We start from the raw sequence: 25,756 nt of genomic DNA, 5'->3' as shown, positions 1-25,756 counted from the left end.
CGCTCCCGACGGATGCGACACTTGTAGCTGCTATATAAGGAGCGCCCGTGGCACTGATCGACAACGCAATCTACGTGAACGGGCATCGAGCCGCCAACCCGGACACGCTCGACGAGACCTACGCGGCCATGAAGTCCCGGAACGGCTTCGCCTGGATCGGGATGTACCGCCCGTCCGAGGCCGAGGTGCGCTCCGTCGCCACCGAGTTCAGCCTCCACCACCTGTCGGTGGAGGACGCGTTGAAGGGCCACCAGCGCGCGAAACTGGAACGCTTCGGGGACATCCTGTTCGTGGTGCTGCGGCCGGCTCGCTACATCGACGCCGAGGAACGGGTCGAGTTCGGCGAGCTGCACGTGTTCGTGGGCCCGGACTTCGTGGCGACCATCCGTCACGCCGAGTCGCCCGATCTCGCGAAGGTGCGCCTGCGGATGGAGCAGGCGCCGGAACTGCTGGCCCTCGGGCCCGAGGCCGTGCTCTACGCGATCCTGGACCAGATCGTGGACGAGTACGGGCCGGTCGTGGCGGGGCTCGAGAACGACATCGACGAGATCGAGAACCAGCTCTTCGACGGCGACCAGGCCGTGGCCCGGCGCATCTACGACCTGTCCCGCGAAGTGATCGAGTTCCAGCGCGCGACGCAGCCGCTGGTCGGCATGCTCGAGGCGCTGCAGAAGGGCTTCGGCAAGTACGCGGCCCCGACCGAACTGCAGCACTACCTGCGTGACGTGCTCGACCACACCCTGCGGGTCGTCGAGCGCGGCGCCGCGTTCCGGCAGCTGCTGGACAACGCGCTCACCGTGCACAGCACCCTCGTCACCCAGCGTCAGAACGAGGAGACGCGCCGCCTGTCCGAGACCAGCGTCGCCCAGAGCGAAGAGGTCAAGAAGATCTCCAGCTGGGCGGCCATCCTGTTCGCGCCCACCCTGGTGGGCACGATCTACGGCATGAACTTCAAGGCCATGCCCGAACTCGGGTGGGTGTTCGGCTACCCGTTCGCCCTGTCCCTGATGCTGGCCATGGGGATCGGACTCTACCTGGTCTTCAGGAAGAACAACTGGCTGTAGGACCCGCCGGCCTGACCGGGGTCAGACGGATGCCTGGGGCTGCGCGTCGAGCCAGGCTCCGACCTCGTCGTCCAGGGTGCTCTTCTCGGCGGGAGTGAGGAACGAGGCCTCGATCCCGTTCCGGGCCAGAAGCGCCAGCCGGTGCGGGCCCAGGCCGAACTCGCGGTCCAGGGCCGTCAAATTGTCGTCGATGTAGCCGCCGAAGTACGCCGGGTCGTCGGAGTTGACACACACGAGCAGGCCGCGGTCCAGCATCCGCATGATCGGATGCCCGGCGAGGGTGTCGATGACCCGCAGCCGCACGTTCGAGAACGGGCACACGGTCAGCGGAACGCGGTCCCGCACCAGGCGGTCGAGCAGGGCCTCGTCTTCCAGGCTGCGGATGCCGTGGTCGATGCGCTCCACCCCCAGCAGGTCCAGGGCCTGCCAGACGTACTCCGGCGGTCCCTCCTCGCCCGCGTGGGCGACCAGGCGCAGCCCGTTGGCGCGGGCCAGGTCGAAGACCTCGGTGAACAGCTCCGGGGGATAGCCGACCTCGGCGGAGTCCAGCCCGATGCCGTCGATCCGGTGCGGGCTCGCGAGGATCTCCCGCAGCAACTGCAGCGCCTCGGCGGCCGGACGGTCGCGCAGGAAGGTCACGATCAGTTTCGTGCTGATGCCGACCGAGTCGACGGCGGCGTCGAGGGCATCGCGCACCCCGCCCAGGGCGGTGAGCAGCGGCACGCCCCGGCTCGTGTGCGCCTGCGGGTCGAAGAAGATCTCCGCGTGCCGCACGCCGGCGGTGCGGGCCCGCTCGAGGTAGGCGCGGGTCAGATCGGTGAAGTCGATGCGTTCCCGCAGCACGTCGAGGTTGCGGTAGTAGAGGTTCAGGAAAGACTGCAGATCGGTGAACTCGTACTGCGCGCGCAGCTCGTCGAGGGAGCCCCACGGCAGGCGCACATTGTTGCGCGCGGCGAGCTCGAGGATAAGCTCGGGTTCGAGTGTTCCCTCGATGTGCAGGTGGAGTTCGACCAGGGGGAGTGTCATTGAACCATTCTCGCCGAGAAGGATCGGCGCCGGCCCTCGCCGCCGCCCCGGCTGTCGTGCGGGTGGTCGCTCGGACGGCCGCTCGGACGGCCGCTCGGACCGAATCCCGCCGAAACGGGCCGTTCTGGCCCCTAATCCCGGTAAAAACGGGCAGCCTGCCGGTGAATCCCAGTTGACTGAAATAGGGTGTCGGTGTGCGGCGCCTTGATAAGAAACTAGATGACAACGGCATCCTGTCGGAAATTCAGGATGCTGCCGCCTCCGACCCTCGCAACTCAGGCCCTCGCAACTCCGACCCACGCAGCCCCGACCCGCACGACGCGGCGGCCCCGCACGCGGTCAGCCTCGGTGATCCGTCCCTCGTCGTCGGCAACGTGGCCGACCCGGTCTGGCAGCGCTGGCGCGCCGAACTGGCGGAAGTCGGCGGACGCTCACCGCTCCTGCACTTCAGTGACGGGCCCCGCACCCGGATCGAACTGAGCGCAACCCACCCGGGCGGACTGCCGCAGTTCATCACCGGCAAGACCACGCTGCTCTCGAACCTGATCCGGGACGAGCTGGCCCTGCGCAACGCCCGGCTCGCGGCCGGCGAGATCACCCAGAAGGGCATCGAGCTGCGATCGATGCGCGGCATCGAGTCCGTGCACCTCGCGATCGGCCTGGCCGAGTGGCGCCACGGTGACGTGGACTACACGGCGCCGGTGCTGCTGCGCCCCCTCGCCATCCGCCGCTACGGCCGCGACTTCGAGCTCAAGCTCAAGGGCCAGCCCTTCCTCAACCCCGAACTGGCCCGCGCACTGCACGACCAGTTCCAGATCACCCTGGACGCCGACGCGTTCGTGGCCCTGGCCGTCACCAACGGCGCCTTCAAACCGCAGCCCGTGATCGACCGGTTGCGCGGCCTGACCTCGCACCTGCCGTGGTTCAACGTGGTGCCGCGCCTGGTCGCATCCTCCTTCGCCGACGTGGGCCGCGCGCTCTCCGCCGACGCGGCCCGGCTGGACCACCCGCTGCTCGACGCGGTCGCCGGCAACCAGAACGCCCGCCGGGCCATCGAGACCGCGTACAACCCGGTCGTGCCGATCGGCCAGGACTCCCGGCCTCCGGCCACCGACATCCTGCTGCTCGACGCCGACTCCGAGCAGGAGAACGTCGTGGCGCAGATCGCGGCCGGCAACTCCCTCGTGGTCAAGACGCTTCCCGGCACGGGCGGCACCCAGACGATCGTGAACGCGATCGGCTCGCTCATCTCGCAGCACAAGCGCGTGCTCGTGGTCAGTGCGCGCCGGTCCAGCCTCGACGGCATCGCGCACCGCCTGGTGCAGGTGGGGCTGCCCGGCGTCGCCGTCACCCCGCGCACCCTGCGGCGCGACCTGATCCAGTCAATCACCCGCAACGAGAAGGCCGCCCAGCCCCTGGTAGGCGACGTCGACGACGCGCTCGTGCGGCTGCGCAAGGTGCTGCTCGACTACCGCTCTTCGCTCACCCGCCGCGATTCGGCCCTCGGGGTGTCGGTGCTTGATGCCCTCGGCGAGCTGGCCAGGCTGGCCCAGCTGCCGAGCCCGCCGTCGACCACCGCCCGCCTCGACCGGCGCGCCCTCGAGCGCCTCGCCCATGGCCGGGCCGCCGCGGCGGCGACGCTGATCAAGGCCGCCGCGCTCGGCGAATTCCGCTACGGCCCGGGCGACTCGCCCTGGTACGGAGCCTCCTTCACCTCCACCGCGGATGCGTCCGCCGCCCACCAGCTGGCCAAACGGGTCAACCAGGTCGAACTGCCCCGCCTGCTCGAGCGCGCCGCCGGGCTGGTCGGCCAGACGCGGCTGCGCCCGTTCGAGACGATCACCGAGCTCGGCGTCTACCTGCGGCTGCTGCTGGACATCCGGGAGACGCTCGACAAGTTTCAGCCGGCCGTGTACGACCGTTCGCTGGCCGAACTGATCGCCGCGACCGCCGCCCGCCGCGATTCGCCCGAGATGACCGGCGCCAGCCGCCGGCGACTGCGCAAACTCGCCGATGAGTACCTCCGTCCCGGCGTGCGCGTCAGCGACATGAACGAGAGCCTGCGCCGCATTCAGCAGCAGCGCACCCTGTGGCAGCGCTTCGTCGTGGCCGGCGTCACCCCGGAGGTCCCGGTGGGGATCTCCGACGTGCACGTCGCCTTCCAGCGCGTCGCCGAAGACCTTGCCAGCCTCGACGTTCCGCTCGGCACGGCCGGCACCACCCGCCAGCTGTCGAACCGACCGATCAAGGAACTCATCCACGCGGTCGCCGGCCTCGCCGCCGAGAGCGAGGTGCTCGCCAACCTGCACGAGCGCACCGCCCTGCTCGCCACCCTGCGCGAGCACAACCTCGACCCCCTGATGACGGACCTGTCGCAGCGGCACGTGTCCGAGAAAGACGTCGCCGTCGAGCTCGAACTGGCCTGGTGGCAGTCGGTGCTGGAGACGATGCTCAGCGGCGACAAGGCCCTCCTCAACGCCAACACGCAGGTGCTCGACCGCCTCGAAGCCGACTTCAAACTGGTCGACGAGGCTCACGCCTCGACCACCGGCCAGCTGCTGGCCTGGCTGCTCGCCGAGACCTGGAAGATCGGCGTCGTCGACTGGCCGGAAGAAGCCGATCACCTGCGGCGCCTGCTCCGCGCCGACCGGGCCACCCCCGGCCGCCTGCACAAGGCCGCACCGCACCTGGGCCGGGTGCTCGCCCCGGTCTGGCTCGCCTCACCCTACGAGGTCGCGGGCTTCGACGACCAGATGAGTTTCGACACCGTGCTGCTCGTCGACGCCGGGGCCACTACCCTGGCCGAGAACGTCGGCGCCATCCGTCGTGGCAGGCAGATCGTCGCGTTCGGCGATCCGGTCACGCAGACCCCGTCCGCGTTCGAAACCGGCATCACGGATGCCGCGGACGACCGCACCGTGCAGGAGACCAACGTGGATGCCCTCCACGCCGACTCCGCCCTGGCCCGCCTCGGAGAGCTGCTCCCGACGCTGACCCTGACCCGAAGCTACCGGGCCGGCGGCGAGGACCTCGCCGAGCTCGTCAACCACCGCTTCTACGGCGGCCGCATCGATTCCCTCCCGTGGGCCGGCAGCTACCTCGGCCACGGCAGCCTCACCATCAATTACGTCGCCGGTGGGCACGGCATGCCCGACGCCGACAGCGGCGCCGTCGAGAGCGTCGACGCGGAGGTCGCCAAGGTCGTCGAACTGGTGATGGACCACGCGGTGAAGCGGCCCAAGGAATCCCTGATGGTGATCACGGCCAGCGCGCGGCACTCCGTGCGCGTGCACCAGGCCGTGCTGTCCGCGTTCTCCAAGCGCACCGACCTCTCCGACTTCATCCTGAAAGACCGGGCGGAGCCGTTCACCGTGCTCACCCTCGAGCAGGCCGTGGCCCAGAGCCGCGACCGGGTCATCTTCTCGATCGGCTACGGCCGAACCCCGCACGGCCGCCTGCTCACCAACTTCGGTTCGCTCGGCGAGCCCGGCGGCGAACGGCTGCTGGCCATCGGCATGACCCGAGCCCGGCGGGCCATGGACATCGTCTCCTGCTTCCGCCCGTCGGACATCGACGAGGACCGCCAGCGCCACGGCATCCTGGCTCTGTCCCAGGTGCTCAGCGAGACCGAGGCACGCCGCCACGAAGCCCAGGTGCCCGATGCCAGCGAGGCCATGCTGGTCGACCTGGCCCGTCGCCTCGAGAAGTTCGGCCTGACCGTGTCGCTCGGGCACCGCGGCAAACTGGCCCTGGCCGGATCAAACGCCGGCCGTGCCGTCGTCGTCGAAACGGATGCCGTGGTCGGCCGGTCGAGCCTGCGCGAGTCGCTCCGGCTCCGGCCCGAGGTGCTGCGCCGCCTCGGCTGGCACTACCTGCGCGTGCACAGCTTCGAGCTCTTCAGCAACCCGGACGCTGTCGCCGCGCGGGTCGCCGCGCTCGCGGGCGTCACCGCCCCGCCGTCGACACGGCCGTGACCGCTGACGCCAGCCCTGACGGCGGTCCTCACGGAGTAGCTGACGGCGGCGCCGACCAGCCGGCCGCGGCATCCGCGGAGCCCCGCCAGTCGGTCGTCAGACAGCCCGGCACATCCCGGCGCGCCAAACTGACACCGGCTCCCGGCACGGATCCCGATCCGCACCCGCCGGTACTGCGCGAGGAGGGCGGGGTCGTGCCCGTCGATCCCGCCGGACCGGGCACCCGCGGCGTCAACGACGACCGGCTGCGCCAGGACCGCCCGCCGCACTGGTGACGCGGGCGCGCTCCGGTCGGGGCTAGAGCGTGTGCTTCGGGCCCCGGTCGAGCGTCGCGCCGGCGGCCAGCAGGTCGCGGATCTCGCTCAGGAGTTCGAGCTCCGTCGCCGGGGCGGCCACCTCGGCGGCGGTGGGGGCGCCGGCGAGACGGCGGCGCTCCTGGGCATGCTTCAGGTGGTTGAGCGGCATGACGAAGACGAAGTAGACCACGGCCGCGACCAGGAGGAAGTTGATTGCCGCCGCGAGCACCAGCCCGAATGACAGTTCAGCGCCGCCGGGAAGCCCGATCACCATCGCTTTCGCGAGGCTCTCCGAGTTGAAGATCGCTGCGACCAGGGGGTTGAAGATGCCCTTGACGATCGCGTTGACCACCGCGGTGAACGCGGCCCCGATGACGACGGCGACGGCGAGCTCGATGACATTGCCGCGCATGATGAATTCTTTGAAGCCCTGGATCATGGTCATACTCCGCTGAGGTTCCGGCGCCGTGAGGCGATGACGGGGGAGGTGGTGGTAGTGGTTAGGAAGACTTGGCGGCCGGGGCGGCGGAGCTCGTGCTGCCCGAGGTCGACTTCGCGGGGGAGGACGAACTCTCCTTCGCCGGCGCGGACTTCTCGCCGGCCTTCGAGTCGGACGAGCCGCCCGACGCCTTCTCGAATTTCTTGTCTGACTTCTTGTCGGACGTCTGGCTCGAGCGCTCGAGGGAACGCTTCGAATCCGAACGGGAGTCATTGCTGTAGAAACCGGACCCGCTGAAGGTCACGCCGATCGACGAGAACACCTTGCGCAGCTTGCCGCCACAGGTGGGGCACTCGGTGAGCGTGTTGTCGGTGAAGGCTTGCTGGATGTCGAACGCGGTGTCGCACTCGGTGCAACGGTAAGAATAGGTAGGCACTGGAACTCCGGCTGTGGGACCGGCCGCTGGCCGAATCCCCGATTGTATAGATGGCTTCGCTAGATTTTACCGGTGTTGGCTGGAAGCCACGTCAACGGCGCATGCGGTCAGAACGCGATGATCCGCGACGGGGTGACCAGGCCGTCCACCGGCTGGTCGTGCACCTCGCGCGGGACCTCGTCGACGAACTCGTTGTCGTAGATCACGGCGTAGACCGGCGGGCACTTCTCCATCGAACCGAGGGTCTTGTCGTAGTAGCCGCGGCCCCAGCCCATGCGCAGGCCGGTAGCGTCGACGGCCGCGGCGGGCACCACGATCAGGTCGACGTCGTTGATCGCGATCGGGCCGAGCAACTCGCCGGCCGGTTCCGGAACGCCCGCGAGACCCGGGGTCTCGGTCTGGTCTTCGCCGACGGTCCAGTCGAGCAGTCCGTCGTCACGGGAGACGGGGAAGAGAACCCGGATCCCCTGGGACTCGGCCCAGTTCACGAACGGGCGGGTGTTGGGCTCGTTTCGGCTGGACAGGTAGCAGGAGATCGAACGCGCCGACAAATCGAGCGTGATGCTCTGGAGATTGGCGGTGAGGCCGGCCGTCGCGGCGTCGCGCTCCACCGAGGTCATGTTCTGGCGGCGCTCCCGCAACTCGGCGCGGAGCGCCCGCTTTCGATGACCGATGTCGGAGTCCATACAAGTCATCCTAGATGCCGCTAACGTAGGGGCCATGGGGACATCAATTACCAAAGCCGTCATTCCCGCCGCTGGTCTGGGCACTCGCTTCCTTCCGGCCACCAAGGCCATGCCGAAGGAGATGCTTCCGGTGGTTGACAAGCCCGCGATCCAGTACGTCGTCGAGGAAGCGGTCGCCGCTGGTCTGCCCGACGTGCTGATGGTCACCGGGCGCAACAAGAATGCCCTGGAAAACCACTTCGACCGGATGACCGAGCTCGAGGCGATCCTGGAGAAGAAGGGCGATCAGAGCCGGCTCGCGAAGGTGAACTGGGCCACCGAGCTGGCGGACATCCACTACGTGCGCCAGGGCGACCCGCTGGGTCTCGGCCACGCCGTTCTGCGCGCGAAGATGCACGTGGGCAATGAGCCGTTCGCCGTGCTGCTCGGTGACGACATCATCGACTCCCGGGACCCGCTGCTCACGAAGATGCTGACCGAGCAGGGCAAGCGCAACGCGAGCATCATCGCCCTGATGGAGGTCGACCCCTCGCAGATCCACCTCTACGGGGCCGCCGCGGTCGAGGCCACCGATGACCCCGACGTGGTGCGGGTGACCGGACTGGTCGAGAAGCCGGACGCGGCGGATGCCCCGTCGAACCTGGCCATCATCGGCCGGTACGTGCTGCGCCCCGAGGTGTTCGGGGTGCTCGAACACACCCAGCCCGGCAAGGGCAACGAGATCCAGCTCACCGACGCGCTGCAGGAGATGGCGGCGACCCCGGATGCCACCGGCGGCGTGTACGGCGTCATCTTCCGCGGACGTCGCTACGACACCGGTGACCGCCTGGACTACATCAAGGCCATCATTCAGCTCGCCGTCGACCGCGACGACCTGGGCCCCGACCTCCGGCCGTGGCTCCAGGACTTCGTCGCGACCCTCGACTAGGGCCTACCGGCAGCCCCGGCGGCAGGCCGAGCGGGTAGATTGAGGGAACAACATTCTGGAATGAAGAGACGGGCAGGCTGTGGCCATCGCGATACCGACGCTTCATGACGGGCCCGTCACCCTGCGACCGATTCGGTTGCGGGACGACAAGGTGCTCGAGCGGTCCCTGATGGAGAACCGGAGCTGGCTGCGCACCTGGGAAGCCACGAGCCCGTACGCGCCGATGTCGTTCGACACGCGGTCGAGCATCCGCAGTCTCCTCGCTCACTCCCGCGCCGGAAGCGGTCTGCCGTTCCTGGTCGAGTACGACGGCCGGCTGGCGGGCCAGCTGAACGTGTCGTCGATCACCTGGGGATCGTTGTCCTCGGCCACGATCGGCTACTGGGTGGCCCAGGAATTCGCCGGCAAGTCGATCACTCCGACCACCGTCGCGCTGGCGACCGACTATTGCTTCGGCCAGCTCGGACTGCACCGGATGGAGATCTGCATCCGGCCGGAGAACGGCCCCTCGCTGCGCGTGGTAGAGAAACTCGGGTTCCGGTACGAGGGTCTGCGGCGGCGCTTCATCCACATCAACGGCGACTGGCGCGACCACTTCTGCTTCGCGCTGGTGGCGGAAGAAGTGCGCCAGGGCGTGCTCAACCGCTGGCACGCGGGCGCAGTGTCGCCCGACGCAGCCCGGGTGACGCCGTCCGACCTCGCCGCGGCCGCGCATCCGTTGGCCGTGACCGACCGATGACGCGCCGAATGTTCGGTGACACACCCTCGGTAATCATCCCCGGAAGCCCCCGGCGCTCCTACCGTAGGGACCATGAGTAGCGAGGTCCTGGGCGGGGGAGTCATGATCGCGGTCGCCGCTGCCCTGTGGGTGACCTATCTGATGCCGACCTGGGCGCGACGCCGACAATACCTGACCACCGAACGGAACGCCGTGCGCCTTCAGCAGACCCTGCGTATCCTGGCCGAGACCTCCGAAGTGCCGCGGGAGGTTCGCCTCGAAGCGAACGCGCGCACGGTGGTCACCCAGCGCAAACTCCTGGCCCAGGCCGAGGACGACGCCCGGGCCGAGGCCAAGGCCGTGACGGATGCCGCGGCCGCCGCCCGGCGGGCCGCCGCGGCCCGTTCCGCGACGGAGCGTGCGGCCGTGGCCCAGGCCGCTGCAGGCCGTTCCGCGCTCGCCAGGCCCGCCGCTTCCGGTGCGGCCGGCAAAGCGAGCCGCCTGCGCCGCGTGCGCGCAGTGACCTCCCTGTTCCTTCTGACCGGAGTGGTCCTGTTCGTCTCCGGCGCCTTCGCCCTCGCCGCCGGCGGAACCGGGGCGGTCCTGGTCAGCGGCCTCGTCCTGGCTGCCCTCGCCTTCGGCGCCCTGTCGCGCCTGGCCCGCACCGCTCGGCGCGCCCACGAGGGGCACGCCGCCGGGGTCGGAACCGGCGAATCCGCCACCGCGTCGCGGGTCGGGCAGACGTTCGAGCCCGTGCAGCTCGAGGAAACACCGGTCGCGGCCCACAGCTGGACGCCGCATCCGCTGCCGCTGCCGATGCATCTCTCGCGCGGCTCCGTCGCCCAGACCGCGATGGCCTCCGTGGAGGCCGCAGCGGAACTGCGCAAGGCCGCTGCCGAAGCCGAGGTGGCCCGGAGGGCCGCCCAGCTGGTCGTGGCCGCCACCCCGCTCAGACGGCCGTCGGCGGCTGCGGCCCCCGTTGCGGCCCCCGCGGCCGCGACCAGCAGGTTCGCGTCGATGGGTGTCGTCGGGGAGACCGCGCCCGGCATGAGCGATCTCGACGCCGTGCTGCGTCGGCGTCGCGCCGTCGGCTGATCAGCCGAATCATTCCGGGCTTTTCCTGCCGTTGACGGCCCGGCGGCAAAAGTCATCGGCCGCGCGTGATATTCTGCATAAGCGGTTAGGGGCTATGGCGCAGTTGGTAGCGCGTCTCGTTCGCAATGAGAAGGTCAGGAGTTCGAATCTCCTTAGCTCCACCGATTGAAATGCCCGGCAAGCCAGGTTCCCTGGCCAGCCGGGCATTTTTGTTTTCCAGGTCGTGCCGGATCGCAGTCGTAACGAATTCGACGGAGATTCTGCCCAAGTCCGTCCCAAACGGGGCAAAAGCGTGTTTTTAGAGCAGTATCTCCGTCGAATTGGTTTGACGCGGCCGGCTCCTGGTCAGCCGACGAACGTCGCCATCGTGAGCACGGTCGTGCCCTCCACGTCGGCGGTGGACAGCGCCACGCGCACGGCCCCGAGCTCGGCCAGGGAGGAGACGTGGGTGCCGCCGCAGGGGATCCGCGCGCTCTGTCCCGGCAGGTCGCAGACCCAGTACCGGCGGTCGGTGAGCAGCGGGCCGTCAGCGTCGATGTGCACGCTCGCGCCTGTGGCCACCCACTCGGCCAGCGTCGCGTTCAGGGCGCCCTGGATCTCGGGCAGCGCCTCGGCCAGGCCCTCGGTGATGAACCCCTTCTTGCGCAGGGACTTGCCGAGCCGGTAGGTGTCGACCGATTGGTTCTCCCCGATCAGGGACACATCGATCGCGGTGCCGTCGAAGTCGGGGTTGCCGAGCGCGTCGGCGCGCACCTCCTTCTTCCAGCGGTCGGCCAGAGCCAGGTTCAGGCCGAGCGCGGCGAGGTGGCACGCGGTGTGGCCCGCGGACATCCGGGTGCGGTAGTCGGCGTCGACCTCGACCTCGACGATCTGCCCCTCGGCCGGTGCGGCATCGCCCGACAGCAGATGCACCACGACGAACGCCCACCCGGCCGTTCCCTTCTGCACCGGGATGTCCCGGCCCAGATACAGCGCCGTCCCGTCCGTCGCTCCGACCACACAGTCCACCACCGGCAACTCGGCTGCCGCGGCGCGCAGCACGGCCCGGTCTGGCCCCTGATCAGGCCAGCCGGCATCCACCGGGTGCACGGGGGTGGCGTCGAGCAACACGGCGACCAGTCCAGTGACCAGCCCCTCGGCACGCGGTTCGACGTGCAGCACGGTCGCGGTGAGACGGGTCAACCCGGCCGGGTAGTCCACCCGGGTGTCCAGGGAGGGAAGGGTCATCGGCAGGTCCTTTCGGGACGACGGGACGAAAAAGGGTGTTGCCGCGGCATCCGCGGCAACACCCTGAGTTTAATCGTGGAGGCGACCCTAGGCCTTGCGTGCCTTCTCGGTCGTTTCGTTCGCCTTGGCGTGCTTGTCGGCACGCTTCTCCTTCAAGGACTTGCCGGCAACCTTTTTGGATGCGTCCTTCTTGGGTGATTTGTCAGCCATGTGTACTCCTTCGAACCGAGCCCCAGCGGCACCGTGACTTCGACCCTACGCGGGTTACCGCGAAAGGGCACCTTCCAGTTCCGCCGGAACCCGGCCCCTGTGCAACTTCGCGGCCCCGTCGTAGGCTGCACCCGAGCGGGCCGCTCCGCCGGTGTCGGCTCCACCCCGCAGAGAGGAACTCAAGATGAGCGACAAGGCCACCTACCAGGCAATCTTCTTCGGCCCCAACGTGATCGCGGCCGGCACGCCGCGGGAACTCGAATACGTCGATGGGAAGTACCAGCAGGAGGTCGTCCTCCAGATCGAGGAGGACGGGGTGACCACCCGACGTCGCTTCAAGATCGGCCGGGTGACCGATGAGCCGATTGCCTACCGTTTCGACGAAGACGTGCACGACGAGAAGGGCGAAGCGGATGTCCCCAACTAGGCGGGCATCCCCGACCGGCTAGATCCGTTTGCCCGGACCGCGGCCGAGCCGCACCGGCAACGCCATCAGCGGGCCGACGAACCGGCGCTGCAGCCTGCGGGCGGGACCCCAGACGAACTGCACCACGTACTGCGCGAGGATGGCGCCGGCGGCCAGCGCCGCGGCCACGGCGCCGGCGGTGAGCATGCTGAGCAAGCCGTCGATGTTGCCGTCGGACAGTTCCAGCAGGCCGCGGAACAGGATCAGGCCCGGCACCAGGGGCACCAGGGCCGACACCACGATCACCAGCGGGGGAGTGCGCACGATCCGCGCCGCGATCGCGGCCAGCAGCCCGACGCCCACGGCGCTCATCGCCGAGGACCAGACCAGGCCGAAACCGGCGCTCGCCCCGGCCAGATAGAAGAACTCGGCGACGGCGCCGAGCAGGCAGACCACCCAGAATGCCCGCCAGGGCACCTGCACGCCGAGGGCGAACCCCATCACGATCACCACGGATGCCGTCAGCAGCACCGGCAGATCGGCCAGGGTCGGCGCCAGGTTCGCGTCGACCTGCAACTGCAGCCCGAACCGGGCCAGCAGCAGCGACCCGCCCGCCACACCCGTGACGAGTCCGCCGGTGATCAGCAGCGCCTCCAGCATGCGGGCGGTCCCGGTCAGGTAGAAGCCGGACAGGGTGTCGTGCACGGCGCCGAAGGTGGTGACGCCGGCGAGAAGCATGATGATGGTCGCGATGACCACCAGAGACGGGTTCGCCGAGGGGTCGATCTGCGCCACGATCGCCGCGACGATCGGCCCGATCGCCCCGCCGACCACGTTTTGGTAGAACACGGGAACCTGCCGCCGCTCCAGGGACGCCGTGATCAGGTCGATGAAGAAGGTGGCGACGAAGGCGGCGATGTAGACCACCGGCCCGCCGCCGATCAGCGCGCCGGCGCCGGCACCGACGAGGCTCCAGCCCAGGCGGCGGAACAGCGCGGGCACCTGGGGTTTGGCGCTGACGATGGTGGCCAGCCGTTTGCGGGCTTCGGCGACATCCGGTGGCGAATCGAGGATTTCGGCGATCAGCTCACTCGTCGCCGTCAGCTTGCTGTAGTTCAGCGAACGGTACTTGACGTTTCGGCTGCGGGTGACCGACTCGTGAGTGGCCGGGTCCTCGTAGGTGAGGGCGATGATCGTGTGGGTGACATTGGCCTCGGTTCCCCGCAGCCCGTAGGCGCGGGTGATCGCCTCCATCGCGGCGGTGGCGTCCTCCGCGCCGGCGCCGGCCGCGAAGATGACCTCCGCGAGCCGCATGGTGAGGTCGAGGACCGAGCGGGTGTAGGCGGCGCTGTCGAAGACATTGATCGCGCGCGTGACGTCAGACATCGAGCGGGCCCAGCCAGGCCGCGGCCACGGTGGCGTGTGCGGATTCCGCGTCGGAGGGGTGGAAGATCCCGGCGAGCACATCGCGGTACAACCGGCCCAGCTCGTTGCCGGCGAAGTAGGACGAACCTCCGCTGACCCGCAGGGCCTGGTCGACGACCTGCCGGGCCGTCTCGGTGGCGCGGTGCTTGAGCCCGGACAGGAGGGGGAACCACTGCCGGCCGCGATCGACGCCGGCGTCCACGTCGTGGGCGAGGGCGTCGACCTGCGGGTACAGGCCATCCATCAGCATCGCGGCATCCGCAACCCGCCAGCGGATGTCGGGGTCCTGCGCCAGAGTGCGGCCGTCGTTCTTCAGCGAGGTGCGCCGCCCGGCGGCATCCACGGCCAGTTCGACCGCGCGCCGGCCGATGCCGGTGTAGACCGCGGCCAGCAGGATCTCGAAGTTGGCGAAGATCGCGAAGAGCAGGGGGTCCGGGTTGGGCCCCGGGTCGAGGCGGCGGAAGACCCGGTCGGGGCGGGCGGAGGCCTCGCTGAGCACGGTGCTGCGGCTCTGGCTGGCCCGCATCCCCAGGGTGTCCCAGTCGTCCTTCTGGCTGACTCCCGGGTCGGTGCGGTCGATGAAGGCCCACACGATTTTCGGCGCGTCGGGGGACTCGGTGTCCAGGCCCATGGTGCCCAGCCGGGTCCAGGCGGGGGAGAGGGTCGTGAAGATCTTGGTGCCGGTGAACCGGTAGCCACCGTCGGCCTGCGGCGAGGCCGCGGTGATCGACCCGGACAGCACCAGGTCGTTGCCTGGTTCGCTCACACCGAACCCGAAGACCTCGCAGGCGGCGGCGCCGTGCAGCACGAACGCGAGCGAGTCGTCGCCGCGGGCGTGCAGGGTGCGGGCCACGCCGGTCCAGACCAGGTGCATGTTGACGGCGAGGGCCGTGGCCGGGGCATGGGCGGCGAGCCGGATCTGGTCGCGAGCCACCTCGTTCAGGCTGCGGCCGAGGCCGCCGAATTCGACCGGAACCAGGGCTCGGAGGTAACCGGCCGCGGTCAGGTCGGCCAGATCGTCGGTGGGGAAGGTGTTGTCCCGGTCGTGGCCGGCGGCGCGGGACCGGATGCGCAGGAGGAGCTCGTCGCCGAGGGGGGAAGGGCTGGCGGGCGTAATCACGTACTCCAGCCTAACCTCCGGCCTAATCGGCCTTGCGCCTCCGCGTGGACAACCAGACGACGAGGCCGACGATCGCGGCGACGAGGGACAGGGCCAGCAGCCACGGCAGGGCGAAGCCGACGCCCACCATCGCGGCGGCCAGGGCAGCAACGAGGGCGTTCCAGCCGGCCAGGATCCCGGTCCAGAAGTCGTCAGGGGAGCCGGGGGCGACCGTGCCGGTCGAGTACAGGTCGAGGCTGATGGTCGAGAAATCCACCTGATCGGCGAGGTAGTCGCGCTGGGACTGCAGGCCCTCGAGCTCGCTCTGCCGGCTGGCCAGGGCGCTCTCGATCGCGATCAGGTCGGTGGTGCTGGTGGCCTGTTGCATCAGGGTGAGAAGGCGATCGACGGATGTCTGCAGCGACGTGATGCGCGCATCGAGGTCCTTGGTCTGCTGGGTGATATCCGAGGCATTGAGCGACACGAAATTCACCGTGCCGAGTTTTTTCAGCTCGGCGAGGGTGCGGTCTAGCTCGTCGGACGGGATGCGCAGGGCGAGGTTGGCGCTGGCCGGCTGGTTGTCGGTGGCCGGGTTCTCGGTGCGGCTGTCGATCCGGCCGCCGGCCTGCTCCGTGATGGTGACGGCAGCCTGGGCGGACTTGATCGGGTCGTCCACGGTGATGGACACGGACCCGGTGGTGATCACGTCCCGGTTCTCCGAGGTGACATTGCCCGTGCTGCCCTCCGGGGCCACGGCGTCACCGGGTTGAATCGATTTGCCGGACTGATCCGTCTGGCCGGACTGGTCGGACTGGTCGGACTGGTCGGACTGGTCGGACTGGTCGGACGAGCCGGATCCCTCGCTCGACGGGGCGGAGCCGGTTGAAGCGCCCGGCGCGGTACATCCGGCCAGGAGGAGGGCGGTGAGGACGACCGCGCACGTCAGGGAGAAACGCTTCATGGCCTCACTGTAAGGCTGCGCTCGGTGCTGGTGTCCGGACGTAAATCACGATCCAGTCTCGATGGTTGCCGCCCGACCCGACCATACTTGAACCATGACCTGGTGGGCGGACCTGACCGAACGGCTCCGATCCCGCCGCCCGCCGCTCCTGCACGTCGCGACGGATGAGGGGAGCGGCCCGGTCGTGATCCTGGTGCACGGCATCGCGTCGTCGTCGGAGACGTTCCGCGAAGTGGTGCCGCTGCTCGTGCGGAGCCACCGCGTGATCGCTCTGGACATCCTCGGCTTCGGGAAGTCGCCGGCCCCCGACGGCTGCGAGTACCGGCTCGAAGACCACGTCGACGCGCTCGCCGCCACGATCCGCTCGCTGAAGCTGCGGGAGCCTTTCATGCTGGTGGGACATTCCCTTGGCAGCCTGATCGTGGCCCGCTTCGCGGCGCTGCCCCGCACCCGGTCGTCCCGCCGCACCCGGGTGTCCCGGGTGGTGCTGGTGGGGCCGCCGGTGTACCTGTCTCCGGCCGAGATCGGTGACCGCTGGGTGCGGGCCAGGGTGAGCGCCTACCTGCGCGCCTATGATTTCCTCCGGCTGAACAAGGAGTTCACCCTCGCCAACGCGGCGATCATCACCCGGCTCCTGCCCCGAGGCATCTTCGAACTCACCGAGCGCAACTGGACGCCGTTCGTGAAATCGCTGGAGAACTGCATCGAGAACCAGACCCTGGTCAGCGACATCGCGAGTCTTCAGTTGCCCGTAGACGTGGTCTACGGCACCCTCGACGCGTTCCTCGCCGCGGGCAGCATGACGGTGATCGAGCGGATGCGCCACGTCACCATGCACCGCGTCGACGCCAACGACCACCTCATCCGGCCGCGCCTGGCCCGGGCGCTGGTCGGGGTGATCGACCAGTCGGAACCGGCCGCGCCCGCCGCGTCCGTCCGCAGTCCCGGCCCCGGTGATTAGGCTGAGGGAATGGACACACGCACATTGGGAAGAACCGGCCGAACCGTCTCCGTGATCGGGTTGGGCACCTGGCAACTGGGAGCGGACTGGGGTGACGTGTCGGAGGCCGACGCTACCGCGGTGCTCGCGGCATCCGTCGACGCGGGCGTCACGATCTTCGACACCGCCGACGTCTACGGCGACGGCCGCAGCGAGCAGATCATCGGGCGCTTCCTCGCCGGCAGCAGCGCCGAGGACACCCTCACGGTGGCCACCAAGATGGGGCGCCGGGTCGACCAGCTGGCCGAGAACTACTCGCTGGCCAACTTCCGGGCCTGGACGGACCGGTCCCGCACGAACCTCGGGATGGACACCCTGCACCTGGTGCAGCTGCACTGCCCGCCCACCGACGTCGTCGAGTCCGATCTGGTCTACGACGCCCTCGACACCCTCGTCGCCGAGGGCGCGATCGCCGCCTACGGGGTCAGCGTCGAGACCTGCGACCAGGCGCTCGCCGCGATCGAGCGGCCGGGACTGGCCACCGTGCAGATCATTCTGAACGCGTTCCGGCTCAAGCCGCTGGATGCCGTCGTGCCCGCCGCGCGCGCCGCCGGCGTCGGCATCATCGCCCGGGTCCCGCTGGCGAGCGGCCTGCTCACCGGCAAGTACACCCGCGAGACCACGTTCGCGGCCAACGACCACCGCAACTACAACCGGGACGGCAGCGCCTTCGACGTGGGCGAGACGTTCTCGGGCGTCGACTACGAGACCGGCCTGAAGGCCGCGGCCGAGTTCGCGGCCCTGGTGCCCGAAGGCCTGTCTCCGGCCCAGGCCGCGCTGGCCTGGGTGGCCCAGATCGACGGCGTCAGCGCCGTCATCCCCGGCGCCCGGTCGGTGCAACAGGCGCAGGGCAACGCCGCCGCCGGCTCGGTCCCCGAGCTGAGCCTCGCGTTCCACGAGGGCGTGCAGGACATCTACGACCGGATGCTGCGCGACCAGATCCACCCGCGCTGGTAAGCAGCCCCGGCTAAGCAGCCCCCGGCTAAGCAGCCTCGCCGCTGTTACCTTTCCGGTCGAGAGTGCCCGTTCCGCCGGTCACTCTCGACCGGAACGGGCACTGTCGCTGCGGCTACTCCTGACCGAAACTGGAACTGGAACTGGAACCGGAACTGGAACTGGAACTGGAACCGGAACTGGAACCGGAGCGGGCGCCGTCGCGGCGGGCGGGGTAGGCCTGGCGAGACCGGCCTCGGGCGGCGAGGAGGAGATCGGCCGCCTTCTCGCCGATCACGATGGCGGGCGCATTGGTGTGACCGCGGATGATCATCGGCATGATCGACGCGTCGGCGACGCGGAGGCCGTCGACGCCGCGCACGCGCAGCTCCGGGTCCACCACCGAGGCCGGGTCGGCGCCCATCCGGGCCGTGCCGACCGGGTGGTACAGCGTGTGGGCGTGGTCGTCGAGGGCCCGGGCCAGCCGGTCGGCGCTGCTCAGCGCGGCGCTGTCGACGGGCATGATCAGCCGCCCGGTCGTGGCGGCGTGCAGTGCCGGCGCCTGCAGCAGCCGCTCGCACCAGGAGAGCCCGGCCAGCAGCGTGGCCCGGTCGGCTCCCTCGGGGTCGCTGAGGTAGCGCGGGTCGATCAGGGCCTTCTCGAGCGGGTCGGCCGAGGCGAGCGTGACACGCCCGTGGCTCTTCGGCTGCAGCAGGATGGCGCCCACGGTCAGCCCGTGGGCCGGCGTGGGCACGAGGCCCTCGCCGACGTAGGCGACCGGGGCGAAGATGATCTCGATGTCGGCCAGCGTGAGATCGGGGCGGGTGCGGATGAAGCCGTAGGCCTCGGCCACGTTCGAGGTGAGCATGCCCCGGCGGCGCAGCAGGTAGGCCGCGATCTCACCCGGCTTCTGCGCGGTGAGGAGCGTGTCCCGGGTGGTCTCCGCGACGAGGCCGGAGAGCAGGTGGTCGCGCAGGTTCGCGCCGACCTCCGGTGCGTGGGCGAGAACCGCGATGCCGTGCCGGCGCAGCTGGTCGGCGTCGCCGATGCCGGAGAGCATCAGCAGCTGGGGCGTGTTCACGGCCCCGCCGGAGAGCACGGTCTCCTCGCGGGCCAGCACCCGGCGCAGGCTGCCGCCGCGCAGGTACTCCACCCCGATCGCGCGCGTGCCCTCGAACAGCACCCGGGTGGCGTGCGCGCCGGTGCGGACCGTGAGATTGCGCCGCTTCCGGGCGGGTTTGAGGTAGGCGTCGGCGGTGCTGACCCGGGAGCCGCGGCGCTGGGTGACCATGGTCTGGCTGAACCCGTCCGGCTGGGCGGCGTTCGCGGCCTCGACGGTGAGGCCCAGTTCGGCCGCGGCGGCGAGGAAGGCCCCGGTGTGGGACCGCGAGCTGCGCTGCCGCTGCACCCGCACGGGACCGCGGCGGCCGTGCGCGGCATCCGTCGGCCCGGCGACCCGCTCGACCCGGCGGAAATAGGGCAGCAGCGAGGCCCAGGACCAGTCCGGCCCGGCGACGTCGCCCCAGTGGTCGTAGTCCGCGGCGAAACCCCGCACCCACATCATGGCGTTCATCGACGAGGAACCGCCGAGCACCTTGCCGCGCGGCCAGTAGACGCTGCGGCCGCCGAGGGCGGGCTGCGGCACGGTGTCGTAGTTCCAGTCGAGGCCGGAGCGGAACAGCTGGGAGAAGGCCGCGGGGATGTGGATCTCCGCTTTCCGGTCGACCGGGCCGGCCTCCAGGAGCAGCACCGACGAGGTGCCGTCGGCGCTGAGGCGCTCGGCGAGGGCGGATCCGGAGGAGCCGGCCCCCACGATCACATAGTCGAACGTCTCGGCGACGGGGTTCTCCCGGTTCGAATTCACGCGGCTCACCGGAGCACCTTCCCGGGGGCCTGGGCGTCGGACGTGGACAGTGCTTCCTCGGCGAGCAGGGCTTCCGCGGCGCGCAGGTCCTTCCGCAGGATCTTGCCCGACAAAGACTTCGGGATCTGACCGGTGAACTGCACCCGGCGCACCTTCTTGTGCGGCGCCACCTGCCCGGCGATGAACGCCATCACCTCGTCGCCGGTGAGCGCGGCATCCGGCTGGAGCACGACGAACGCCTTCGGCACCTCTTCGCCCGCGTCGTCCGGCACGCCGATCACCGCCGCGTCGTAGATCAACGGATGCCCGAGCAGCAGCGCCTCGAGCTCGGCCGGGGCCACCTGGTAGCCCTTGTACTTGATCAGCTCCTTGAGCCGGTCGACGATCGTGACGTAGCCGTCGGAACTGACCGTGGCGATGTCGCCGGTGTGCAGGAAACCGTCGGCGTCGAGGGTCTCGGCGGTGGCGGCGTCGTTGCCGAGGTAGCCGAGCATGATGTTCGGGCCCCGGCAGAGCAGTTCGCCGGGCGCGCTCGTGCCCTCGGCCGGCTGGTGGATTTCGGCGCCGGTCTCCGGGTCGATCAGCTTGCACTCGATGTTCGGCAGGGTCAGCCCCACCGAGTCCAGCGGGATGTCGCCGCGGTCCAGCGGGATGGCGTGCGAGACCGGGCTCATTTCGCTCATCCCGTAGCCCTGCCGCACCCGGCAGCCCAGCCGCTCGGCCACGGCCGCGCCGAGGGTGTGGTTCAGTGAGGCGGCCCCGGAGAAGATGGTGTGCACGCTTGAGAAGTCGTACTCGGCGACCAGCGGATGCTTCGCCAGGGCCACCGCGATCGGCGGCGCGATGAACACGTAGGTGGCCTGGTAGTCCTGGATGAAGCGCAGGAAGTCGGGCAGGTCGAACCGCGGCATCGTGACCAGGCCGGCCCGGCCGGCCAGCGCGATGTTCAGCAGCACCGTCATGCCGTAGATGTGGAAGAAGGGCAGCACGGCCAGCACCCGGTCGTCGGGGGTCGCGCCGATCAGGGGCAGGGACTGGGCGACGTTCGCGACCAGGTTGCGGTGGGTGAGCATGACCCCCTTGGGGTGCCCGGTGGTGCCGGAGGAGAACGGCAGCACGGCCAGGTGGGTGCCCGGGTCGATGCTGACGCTCGGCGCCGGGTGTGCCTCCCGCAGCAGGTCGTTGAGCGAGGCGTGGCCGGGCGCGCCGTCGAGCACGATCACCTGGTCGGCGCCGAGTCCGGCACTCGCGGCGGCCTGAAGCGCCTGCGGTAGGAGCGGGGAGACGGTGAACAGCAGCCGCGCCCCGGAACCGCGCAGCTGGGCGGCGATCTCCTCGGCGGTGTACAGCGCGTTGACGGTGGTGGCCGTGGCGCCGGCGCGCAGGATGCCGTGGAAGACGGCGGCGAACGCGGGCACATTGGGGGAGTGAAGTGCCACGACGTCGCCGGCGACGATGCCGCGGGCGGAGAGGGCCCCGGCGACGCCGGTGATCTGGGCCAGCAGCCCGCGGTAGCTGGTCTCGGCGCCGGACGGGCCGTCGATCAGGGCGACCCGGTCGAGGTCCGCCTCGAGGATCCCGCCGAACAGGTACTCGAACACGCTGAGGTCGGGAATCTCGACCTCAGGAATCGGACTGGTGAACACCACGGCTATCTCCTTTGATGGGCGGCAGGTGAAACGAATGTGCAGGTGGGCGGGGCAGGTGGGACGGGGGCAGCGGGTGCGGCGCGGGCTCAGGCGCGGAAGGCGGAGGCGAAGACCCGGGGCATCCGCAGCCAGGACGGATGCGCGGCGAACCGGGACAGGAGGCGTCCGGTCGCGGCACCGCTGCGGGAGGTGACGAACCACGGCGGCTTCGGGAACAGGGCGAACTCGCCGTGCAGCACCGAGTGCGGGAACGGGCGGAACGGGCCGCTCACGACCGTGCGCTCGGGGGAATCGATCAGCAGGGCGTTGTGCACGATTCCGATCCCGCTCTGCACGTCGTCGATGGTGTGCCCCGGGTAGGCTCCCCAGGGTGCGGCGGCGGTGAGGAACCCGAGGCCGGTCCAGGTGTTGATGGCGATGGTGCCGTAGCGGAGCCGGGCCACGGCCTCCCGGAATCCGGCGCCGAGGCTCTTGATCGTGCGCGGTTCCGCGATGATATTGGCGCCGAGGGTGCCGAGGAAGTCCCGGTTGACGGTCTCGACGGCTGCGTGCAGGAACTCGGCCCCGGTTCCGGGGAGCTCGATCACGCCGAGCACGGGGGAGAAGGTCTCGGTCGCGGTGATGGCCGACGGGTCTCCGGCGCCGACGACGACGAGGAGACGCCCGCCGTCGCCGAGGCGCTCGGCGCCCGGGTAGGCGGCGGCGGCCTTGGCGACGCGGCCGTCGCTGCCGGGGTACCAGGCCGGGCGGGCCGGGGTGCGGCCGATCGCGGCCCGCAGCTCGACCAGGAACGCGTCCTTCTGCGCCCAGTCTCGGCTGAGGACGACGACCTGCCCGGCGATGCAGTTGTAGCCCCCGTTGTGCAGCCGCTGGGTGGCGACATGCTCCGCCTGGTAGCGCAGGTCCCTGCGGCTCCAGTTGCCGGGCAGAACGATGATGGGGGCGACTCCGCCGAGTTCGCTGGTGATGGGCTTGGCGAGGAGCGGAGACCCCCCGGCCCGCCGCTCGGCGCCGGCCGGCCCGGCGCCGTAGACGACGACGTCGTGGGTGGCGGCGCTGCCCGTGATGTGCACGTGCACGATCCCCGGGTGGTGGGCCAGGTAGCCGCCCAGGATGCCGTCGCCGGTCAGGATCCGCAGCACGCCGTGCTCGATCAGGGGCGCGAGGGCCGCCTGGTAGACGGGGAGCATGGCCTCGAGCACGGGGTTCAGTTTCAGCAGTACCACCCGGTTGTGGGCGACCAGCTCGTAGAGCACGTCCAACGGCGGGATCGAGGTGATGTTGCCGGCCCCGAGCACGAGCCCGATGCCACCGGTGCGTTCGGGATGCAGTTCGGCCAGACCGGCCCGGGAACGCACGGTGTCGGCGGTGACGCCCGGCGGCATCCAAACCTCGGCCGTGAACCCGTGCAGCAGCAGCGCCTCGTGCGCCGTGTGCGGGAGGACCCGCACGGTGACCCGGCCGCCGGGAGCGCGGCCGAACCGGGCTCCGGCGAGCGGACTCGTGCCCCGGCTGATGCGGGTCAGGCTCTGCTGCAGGGTCGCGGCGGCCGTGAGCAGCGGGTACGGGCCGGAGATCCATTCCTCGCCCCCGAGCGGGGAGTCGGCGTCGAGGCCCTTGATGCGACTGGCGGTGGTGGCCCAGGCTTCGGCCTGCGCGGCGACCGCGGCGTGCACCTCGGCGAGCAGCGCCACCCGCTGGGGCAGGGTCGTCTGCGCCCAGCGCTGCTCCCCGGCGGCCAGCTCGGCGATCATCCGGTCGGCCCGGGCGAACATCTCGGCGGCGGCGGCCGTGGTGGTGGCGTGTGCGGGTGCGGTTGTAGCGGGTGCGGGTGCGGGTGCGGGTGCTGGTACGGGCATGGGCTCGGTCGTGGTCATCGGTTCCCCTGGTCTGTGACGAACGGTGGACTGGTCTCCGGCACAATCCGTCGGCGGGGCGTCCGGTTCTCCGGCAGGGTCTGCCCGAGCACGCAGGACACGGTCGTCGCTGGTTGGCTGGGGTCAACTCTGTAGGGCGGCGATGCTGCGCGCCATAGGCGGTCGCCGCCAGTTCGGGGCGCATCCTTGTGCGGCGGCACAAAAGTGCCGGTTGCCCGCTCTAGGATTCAGGGATGACTGACCAGCAGGCAACCCTCCCCGGCACCGATACGGCAGAACTCTTCACCGGTCTGCTCGACGCGGCCGACACGCTCACGGATGCCGTGTGCGCCCAGATCGTCGGCGCCGAACAGGCCTACTCGGACAGCAGCCTGCTGCCGTTCGAGTTGCTCCGGTCCGTGGTCAGCGAGAACATCACGGCTCTGATCCGGGCCCTGCAGGCGGGCGAAGCACCCGGCCTGGCACCCGGCCTGGCAACCGGCGCGGCAACCGACGGGGCAATCGATCTCGAGACCGGCGTGACAACCGGTTTGTCGATCCTGGACGCGCCGCGGCGGGCTGGACAGGTGAAGGCGGAGCATGGCATCCCGATGGCGAGCCTGCTGCACGCCTACCGGCTGGCCGGCCTGCAGATCTGGGAGGAGCTGGTCAGACGGTCCGTGGCCTCGCAGCGCTTTGAGGCCCTGCTGCTGGTCTCGTCGGAGGTGTGGGGCATGATCGACACCTTCTCGAGTGCGGCCGCCGAGGCCTATCGGCAGGTGGTCGACGCGCAGGAGCGCCGCAACCGCCAGGCCAGGAGCCTGATGTTGCTGAGCCTGCTCGATGGCAGCGCGCCGCCCGCCGACGCGGGCCGGGCCCTGCGCACGCTCGGGCTGCCGGAGCACGGCACATTCGTTCTGGTGGCCGCCGAGCTGAGCGGCACGGGCGAGGCGTCCCTGCCGGGCATCGTGCAGACCCTCCGGGCGGCCGGACTGGCATCGGCGTGGACGGCGCTGCAGGGTGACCAGGTGGGCATCCTCAGTGCTTCGCCGGAGGCGGGCGCGGCGACGGGGCTGGCCATCCTTGATGCCGCGGCGACCACCCGGGTGGGCGTCAGTCGCCCGTTCACCGGGATCGGCGGGGCGCCGGACGCCCTGCGCCAGGCCCGGCTGGCGGTCGGCTGCCTGCCGCCGGCGGGCGTCGGCGCGCACGCCTACGGTGCCGCCCCGCTCGACCTGCTGCTGGTCACGCAGCCGGACTACGCGGCCGAGCTGCAGCAGTGCGTGTTCGGCGATCTGCTCGCCGCCCACGATGCCGACCTGCTGCTGGCCACGCTCGAGGCGTGGTTCGCGGCCGACGGCTCAACGGCCGAGACCGGCCGTGGGCTGCACTGCCACCGCAATACCGTGCTCTACCGGCTCGGCCGGGTCGAGGAGCTGACCGGCCGTTCGACGGCGCGGCCGATCGAGGCGGCGGAACTCTACGCGGCCCTCCGGGCGGTGCGGCTCGCGGGCTGAGACCCCAGCTCAGTCTCCGCGGTCAGTCGAGGTCGTTGGCCCGGTGCTGACGGCCCGGTGCTGACGGTTCAGTCGAGGTCGTCGGGGTCTTTGCCGGTGCGCTCGCCGCAGTCGAGGGCGGCGATGGCGGCCAGATCCTGCGGGTCGAGGGCGAAGTCGAACACGTCCAGGTTCTCCCGGATGCGTGACGGCGTCACCGACTTCGGGATCACGACCGTGCCCAGCTCGAGGTGCCAGCGGATGACGACCTGCGCGGCCGACTTGCCGTATTTGGCGCCGATGCCGTCGAGGGTCTCGTCCCCGATCGCGCGGCCGCGGGCCAGCGGCGACCACGCCTCGGTCAGGATGCCGCGGGCCGTGTCGTACGCGCGCACGGCGGACTGCTGAAGCCACGGGTGCAGCTCCACCTGATTGATGGCCGGAACGACATCCGTCTCGGCCAGCAGGCGGTCCAGGTGGTGGGTGTGGAAGTTGGACACCCCGATCGAGCGGGCCCGGCCGTCGGCGCGCAGCGTCTCGAGCGCGCGGTAGGCCTCGACGTACCGGTTCTGGCTGGGCGCGGGCCAGTGGATCAGGTACAGGTCGACGTAGTCCAGGCCGAGCCTGGCCAGGCTCTCGTCGAAGGCACGCAGGGTCTCCTCCGTGCCGTGACGGTCGTTCCAGACCTTGGTCGTGACGAAGACGTCCTCCCGAGGCAGGCCGGAGCGCGCGATGCCCTGGCCGACCCCGGTCTCGTTCTCGTAGAGCGCTGCCGTGTCGATGTGGCGGTAGCCCGCCTCGAGGGCGACCTGCACGGCGTCGGCGGCCGCGGCATCCGCGATCTTGTACACGCCCAGGCCCAGCTGGGGGATGAGGTGTCCGTCGTTGAGTCGCAGCAGAGGTGAGAACGTCATCCCCCTATCCTGCCCCTCCGGCCGCGCGTCAGATGCGCCACCCGACGGGCCTGC

The 25,756-nt window shown here is 70.2% G+C and carries 23 protein-coding genes and 1 tRNA gene; 11 read left to right on the top strand and 13 right to left on the bottom strand.

What is annotated here, in order from left to right:
- Positions 1-47: 47 nt before the first annotated feature.
- A complete protein-coding gene (locus E3O49_RS09905; RefSeq protein ID WP_134366598.1) occupies positions 48-1,064 on the top strand; it encodes a magnesium and cobalt transport protein CorA in 1,017 nt (338 codons plus the stop codon).
- A 21-nt stretch (positions 1,065-1,085) separates the two neighbouring features.
- Here the strand turns inward: E3O49_RS09905 and E3O49_RS09900 are convergent, their stop codons facing one another.
- Positions 1,086-2,090 (bottom strand): adenosine deaminase, encoded by a 1,005-nt coding sequence (locus E3O49_RS09900; RefSeq protein ID WP_134366597.1) that lies wholly within the window; start codon positions 2,088-2,090, stop codon positions 1,086-1,088.
- Positions 2,091-2,284: 194 nt separating this feature from the next.
- Between E3O49_RS09900 and E3O49_RS09895 the strand changes: the two genes are divergently transcribed.
- Entirely contained in the window at positions 2,285-6,064 is a 3,780-nt protein-coding gene (locus E3O49_RS09895; RefSeq protein WP_244285283.1) for an AAA family ATPase, read from the top strand.
- Positions 6,061-6,339, top strand: coding sequence for a hypothetical protein (locus tag E3O49_RS09890; protein ID WP_134366596.1), 279 nt, complete (start codon positions 6,061-6,063; stop codon positions 6,337-6,339). Before E3O49_RS09895 ends, E3O49_RS09890 begins: the two co-directional genes overlap by 4 nt.
- A gap of 22 nt (positions 6,340-6,361) precedes the next feature.
- On the opposite strand, the gene mscL is transcribed toward E3O49_RS09890, so the two are convergent.
- The 3 genes from mscL to E3O49_RS09875 form a co-directional block, all read right to left on the bottom strand.
- Positions 6,362-6,805, bottom strand: a complete 444-nt coding sequence (mscL, locus tag E3O49_RS09885) for a large conductance mechanosensitive channel protein MscL (protein WP_338144989.1) — start codon at positions 6,803-6,805, stop codon at positions 6,362-6,364.
- A 55-nt stretch (positions 6,806-6,860) separates the two neighbouring features.
- Complete coding sequence (locus tag E3O49_RS09880) at positions 6,861-7,235, bottom strand: FmdB family zinc ribbon protein (protein WP_134366594.1); 375 nt, start codon at positions 7,233-7,235, stop codon at positions 6,861-6,863.
- 107 nt (positions 7,236-7,342) lie between these two features.
- Positions 7,343-7,921, bottom strand: coding sequence for a 5-formyltetrahydrofolate cyclo-ligase (locus E3O49_RS09875; RefSeq protein WP_134366593.1), 579 nt, complete (start codon positions 7,919-7,921; stop codon positions 7,343-7,345).
- A 34-nt stretch (positions 7,922-7,955) separates the two neighbouring features.
- Between E3O49_RS09875 and galU the strand changes: the two genes are divergently transcribed.
- The 4 genes from galU to E3O49_RS09855 all read left to right on the top strand — a co-directional run bounded on the left by galU (position 7,956) and on the right by E3O49_RS09855 (position 10,823).
- Entirely contained in the window at positions 7,956-8,849 is an 894-nt protein-coding gene (gene galU, locus E3O49_RS09870; protein WP_134403311.1) for a UTP--glucose-1-phosphate uridylyltransferase GalU, read from the top strand.
- A 79-nt stretch (positions 8,850-8,928) separates the two neighbouring features.
- Entirely contained in the window at positions 8,929-9,588 is a 660-nt protein-coding gene (locus E3O49_RS09865) for a GNAT family N-acetyltransferase (RefSeq protein ID WP_134366591.1), read from the top strand.
- A 72-nt stretch (positions 9,589-9,660) separates the two neighbouring features.
- Positions 9,661-10,662 (top strand): hypothetical protein, encoded by a 1,002-nt coding sequence (locus E3O49_RS09860; protein WP_134409919.1) that lies wholly within the window; start codon positions 9,661-9,663, stop codon positions 10,660-10,662.
- A gap of 88 nt (positions 10,663-10,750) precedes the next feature.
- Positions 10,751-10,823: transfer RNA gene (locus E3O49_RS09855), tRNA-Ala, on the top strand.
- A gap of 184 nt (positions 10,824-11,007) precedes the next feature.
- Here E3O49_RS09855 and E3O49_RS09850 read toward each other — a convergent pair.
- Both E3O49_RS09850 and E3O49_RS18820 read right to left on the bottom strand, forming a co-directional pair.
- Positions 11,008-11,889 carry an alanyl-tRNA editing protein gene (locus E3O49_RS09850; protein WP_134366099.1) on the bottom strand — a complete coding sequence of 294 codons (882 nt, stop codon included), beginning with the start codon at positions 11,887-11,889 and terminating at the stop codon, positions 11,008-11,010.
- A gap of 87 nt (positions 11,890-11,976) precedes the next feature.
- Positions 11,977-12,099 (bottom strand): hypothetical protein, encoded by a 123-nt coding sequence (locus tag E3O49_RS18820; RefSeq protein WP_255408599.1) that lies wholly within the window; start codon positions 12,097-12,099, stop codon positions 11,977-11,979.
- Between the two features lie 184 nt (positions 12,100-12,283).
- On the opposite strand from E3O49_RS18820, the gene E3O49_RS09845 reads away from it, so the two are divergent.
- On the top strand, positions 12,284-12,526 hold the full coding sequence (locus E3O49_RS09845; RefSeq protein WP_134366098.1) for a hypothetical protein: 243 nt from the start codon (positions 12,284-12,286) through the stop codon (positions 12,524-12,526).
- An 18-nt stretch (positions 12,527-12,544) separates the two neighbouring features.
- Here the strand turns inward: E3O49_RS09845 and E3O49_RS09840 are convergent, their stop codons facing one another.
- The 3 genes from E3O49_RS09840 to E3O49_RS09830 are packed head-to-tail and all read right to left on the bottom strand — an operon-like array spanning position 12,545 to position 15,990.
- Positions 12,545-13,891 carry a threonine/serine exporter family protein gene (locus E3O49_RS09840; RefSeq protein ID WP_160141078.1) on the bottom strand — a complete coding sequence of 449 codons (1,347 nt, stop codon included), beginning with the start codon at positions 13,889-13,891 and terminating at the stop codon, positions 12,545-12,547.
- The gene (locus tag E3O49_RS09835) at positions 13,884-15,050 is read right to left on the bottom strand and encodes an acyl-CoA dehydrogenase family protein (RefSeq protein WP_370261312.1); all 1,167 of its coding nucleotides are present in this window, start codon (positions 15,048-15,050) and stop codon (positions 13,884-13,886) included. Before E3O49_RS09835 ends, E3O49_RS09840 begins: the two co-directional genes overlap by 8 nt.
- Before the next feature lie 22 nt (positions 15,051-15,072).
- Complete coding sequence (locus tag E3O49_RS09830; protein WP_134451434.1) at positions 15,073-15,990, bottom strand: DUF4349 domain-containing protein; 918 nt, start codon at positions 15,988-15,990, stop codon at positions 15,073-15,075.
- A gap of 94 nt (positions 15,991-16,084) precedes the next feature.
- Here E3O49_RS09830 and E3O49_RS09825 point away from each other — a divergent pair, with 94 nt between their 5' ends.
- The gene (locus tag E3O49_RS09825) at positions 16,085-16,951 is read left to right on the top strand and encodes an alpha/beta hydrolase (protein WP_134366095.1); all 867 of its coding nucleotides are present in this window, start codon (positions 16,085-16,087) and stop codon (positions 16,949-16,951) included.
- Between the two features lie 9 nt (positions 16,952-16,960).
- The gene (locus E3O49_RS09820) at positions 16,961-17,947 is read left to right on the top strand and encodes an aldo/keto reductase (protein WP_134366094.1); all 987 of its coding nucleotides are present in this window, start codon (positions 16,961-16,963) and stop codon (positions 17,945-17,947) included.
- A 112-nt stretch (positions 17,948-18,059) separates the two neighbouring features.
- Here E3O49_RS09820 and E3O49_RS09815 read toward each other — a convergent pair whose 3' ends face one another.
- The 3 genes from E3O49_RS09815 to E3O49_RS09805 form a co-directional block, all read right to left on the bottom strand.
- Positions 18,060-19,796: a GMC family oxidoreductase gene (locus E3O49_RS09815; protein WP_244285282.1), complete on the bottom strand. Its 1,737-nt coding sequence runs from the start codon at positions 19,794-19,796 to the stop codon at positions 18,060-18,062.
- Positions 19,793-21,433: an AMP-binding protein gene (locus E3O49_RS09810; protein ID WP_198415996.1), complete on the bottom strand. Its 1,641-nt coding sequence runs from the start codon at positions 21,431-21,433 to the stop codon at positions 19,793-19,795. The genes E3O49_RS09815 and E3O49_RS09810 overlap by 4 nt, the downstream gene beginning before the upstream one ends.
- 89 nt (positions 21,434-21,522) lie before the next feature.
- Positions 21,523-23,313: an aldehyde dehydrogenase family protein gene (locus tag E3O49_RS09805; RefSeq protein WP_241975729.1), complete on the bottom strand. Its 1,791-nt coding sequence runs from the start codon at positions 23,311-23,313 to the stop codon at positions 21,523-21,525.
- A gap of 233 nt (positions 23,314-23,546) precedes the next feature.
- Here E3O49_RS09805 and E3O49_RS09800 point away from each other — a divergent pair, with 233 nt between their 5' ends.
- A complete protein-coding gene (locus tag E3O49_RS09800; RefSeq protein ID WP_134366092.1) occupies positions 23,547-24,809 on the top strand; it encodes a PucR family transcriptional regulator in 1,263 nt (420 codons plus the stop codon).
- A gap of 68 nt (positions 24,810-24,877) precedes the next feature.
- Here the strand turns inward: E3O49_RS09800 and E3O49_RS09795 are convergent, their stop codons facing one another.
- Positions 24,878-25,702, bottom strand: a complete 825-nt coding sequence (locus E3O49_RS09795; protein ID WP_134366091.1) for an aldo/keto reductase — start codon at positions 25,700-25,702, stop codon at positions 24,878-24,880.
- Between the last annotated feature and the right edge of the window lie 54 nt (positions 25,703-25,756).

Source organism: Cryobacterium shii (genome assembly GCF_004402595.1).
In the GTDB taxonomy this organism is placed as follows: domain Bacteria; phylum Actinomycetota; class Actinomycetes; order Actinomycetales; family Microbacteriaceae; genus Cryobacterium; species Cryobacterium shii.
Note: the sequence above shows the minus strand (reverse complement) of the source record. Positions and strands in the feature narration are given on the sequence as shown.